The following is a 2,289-nucleotide window of genomic DNA, read 5'->3' as shown; positions in this document are numbered from 1 at the left end:
TTTCAAAGTCCTTTATGCTTCGTTAGATGCTTTCAAAATAGAATCACTATTCGCTTCAATCATCTGCCTTGCCTACAGCTCTTTGAACTCCCGCTGAAAGATCACATATTTAATAGGATTGGTATTACTCGTAAATGATAAAAATCGACCATTCTTATCTAATTTTTTACCATCTCGACTTTCGTTTTTGATTTTGATGCTAGTGCGATAACTTGTACATACGTTAATCCATCTAACTTTTTGCTTAAAATATCGTAATTCATCCCATCCATTGCAGGGTCTCCTATCAAATCACTTACCCCGTTAACATCGGAAAATTGAATCGCAAGTAGCGCCATAATAAACTGCGATTTATCGCGTCTAGGTAATTGCTTTAAAACATGAGTAATGTCTGCTTGAATTGTTTCAGAAGTCTCACCGTTGAATACATACGTATCTTTGATACTTGCACAGCCAATCAAACTCATTAAAAGAAGCATAAAAAATAGTGATCTCATAAATTTCCCTTTTAAATATTGAGATAAAAATTAACTCTTGTAACTTGGTAAGCCCCTAGAACAGTAAATACATTTCCAATCCAGTCCGTTTTACCTTTCAACTCTTTCATCAAGACGGCCAGAACATATGCTGCCAGAATATACTAACCTTGCGTAATAAAACATATAACATGGATATTACCAAGAAACAAAATCACCCAATTTAGCGTTTACAAAATAGCACCTTTATGTTGGATTTCAAGCACATTTATCTTTTCCTCAACGGAAAGGTAGCTTGAAAATAATCAAATGATCTTCCCCGAAATCCATTTAATTGTAATCCACTCTAACATTCCAAAGGATCTAGAAAGCGCATACTCAAATGTACCAAGCAGAATTTGCTCTGAAAAATTGATGGAAATGAATTTACTTTGCCAAGATAAGTCAGCCAATTTGCAATAACAATTTATTGTGTGCATTCATTATTTTAAAGTAAATCGCACTAAGAGAGCTTCTATATGCTTTTGCCTGCTGTTATTGCTAAGAGCACGATGATTTGACAGCTAAATGACAGACGAAATAGATGGATTTGTTGATTGATTTTAATTTGACTGCAAAGCAGACAAATACCTTTCCTTAACAAACAGACCCGCCTATTGACTGGCGGAAGGCTCATATGTGTTATAGCGCTCTTGATGACATCGGGTGATTTGGCTCTAATTGAAGTAAATCCCATAAGTTGCCGTAAAGATCTTCAAATACTGCTACTGTGCCGTAATCCTGTACTTTTGGCTCTCTAATAAATTTTATACCTTCAGATAACATACGATTATAATCACGCCAAAAGTCATCTGTATTTAAGAATAAAAATACTCGACCACCAGTTTGATTTCCCACAAAGTCATTTTGCTCAGGTTTAGATGCACGAGCCAATAATAGTGTTACACCATTAGAACTGGGCGGTGAAACCACAACCCAACGTTTATCTTGTTCTGGTTGGTAAGTATCTTCAACAAGGTCAAATTTGAGTTTTCCTACATAAAAATCAATTGCCTCATCATAGTCTTTAACGACTATCGCAATGTGTACTATTGATTGTTTCAATTCATCTATCCTTGAATTAAATGCTGATGTAACTCAACGATGTAACGCCTTGCTAAGCGAACTAAAATAGTGGGTTAAAATGTGAAGCAAAGCTAAACATAAACCACTGTTTTAGTCCAACTTAATCGACTTATTATGTGCATTTCTTCCATGTGTGAGTATTGGTTTCATGACCATTATCATCTTTGATCACTACACCAGACTTTATTTTCTCTATCTTTAAAATTGCTTGGTTTCGCTTCAGTAACTTCCCAAAAAGCGCATTAAATGAATAGTTAACAGGTGTGCCTTTATTACTATAAAAGCCTCCACTGTATTTTGATATTACATCTACAGTGCTAAACTCAGTGCTGTCTATTTCATCAATAATATCTTTAACTCGATTCAAGCAAACTTCTATATTATCTTTCATAAATAATCCTATTATCTCAATAATTAACCCTTGCACATAACGTTTTAGTATTTATGCGTTGCGCTGTTTGCAAAGCATAAATCGCTTGTTGGACTTGGCCAATGCCACATCCAAATTAATCGGTATGATTTATGCTATGAAGTTACTATATAAAGTTACTATGCCACCCTGAAGTTACTATGCCACCCAATTTTATGATGATTAACATAACTGTTTTTTGCTTTGATTGCGATAACCCTCTGCACTATTTAAATGTATAAATTGAATAAGAATTATCAACAAACTGAGCACTAAATG

Annotated in this window: 3 protein-coding genes; all 3 read right to left on the bottom strand. The window is 34.5% G+C overall.

The annotated features are described in order from the left end of the window. Positions 1 to 158: 158 nt before the first annotated feature. The 3 genes from ACWXWT_RS20330 to ACWXWT_RS20320 all read right to left on the bottom strand — a co-directional run bounded on the left by ACWXWT_RS20330 (position 159) and on the right by ACWXWT_RS20320 (position 1,992). A complete protein-coding gene (locus ACWXWT_RS20330) occupies positions 159 to 497 on the bottom strand; it encodes a DUF6694 family lipoprotein (protein ID WP_456043383.1) in 339 nt (112 codons plus the stop codon). A 660-nt stretch (positions 498 to 1,157) separates the two neighbouring features. Beyond that, positions 1,158 to 1,580 (bottom strand): VOC family protein, encoded by a 423-nt coding sequence (locus tag ACWXWT_RS20325; RefSeq protein ID WP_456043382.1) that lies wholly within the window; start codon positions 1,578 to 1,580, stop codon positions 1,158 to 1,160. A 133-nt stretch (positions 1,581 to 1,713) separates the two neighbouring features. After that, positions 1,714 to 1,992 carry a hypothetical protein gene (locus ACWXWT_RS20320; RefSeq protein WP_456043381.1) on the bottom strand — a complete coding sequence of 93 codons (279 nt, stop codon included), beginning with the start codon at positions 1,990 to 1,992 and terminating at the stop codon, positions 1,714 to 1,716. Positions 1,993 to 2,289 lie beyond the last annotated feature (297 nt).

It is taken from the genome of Shewanella sp. A22, assembly GCF_053850585.1.
This window is presented reverse-complemented; position numbering and strand designations above follow the sequence as displayed.

Excerpts from the sequence above, each read along its gene's own strand:
- ACWXWT_RS20320 (WP_456043381.1), bottom strand. The coding sequence starts at position 1,992 with ATGAAAGATAATATAGAAGTTTGCTTGAATCGAGTTAAAGATATTATT.
- ACWXWT_RS20330 (WP_456043383.1), bottom strand. The coding sequence starts at position 497 with ATGAGATCACTATTTTTTATGCTTCTTTTAATGAGTTTGATTGGCTGT.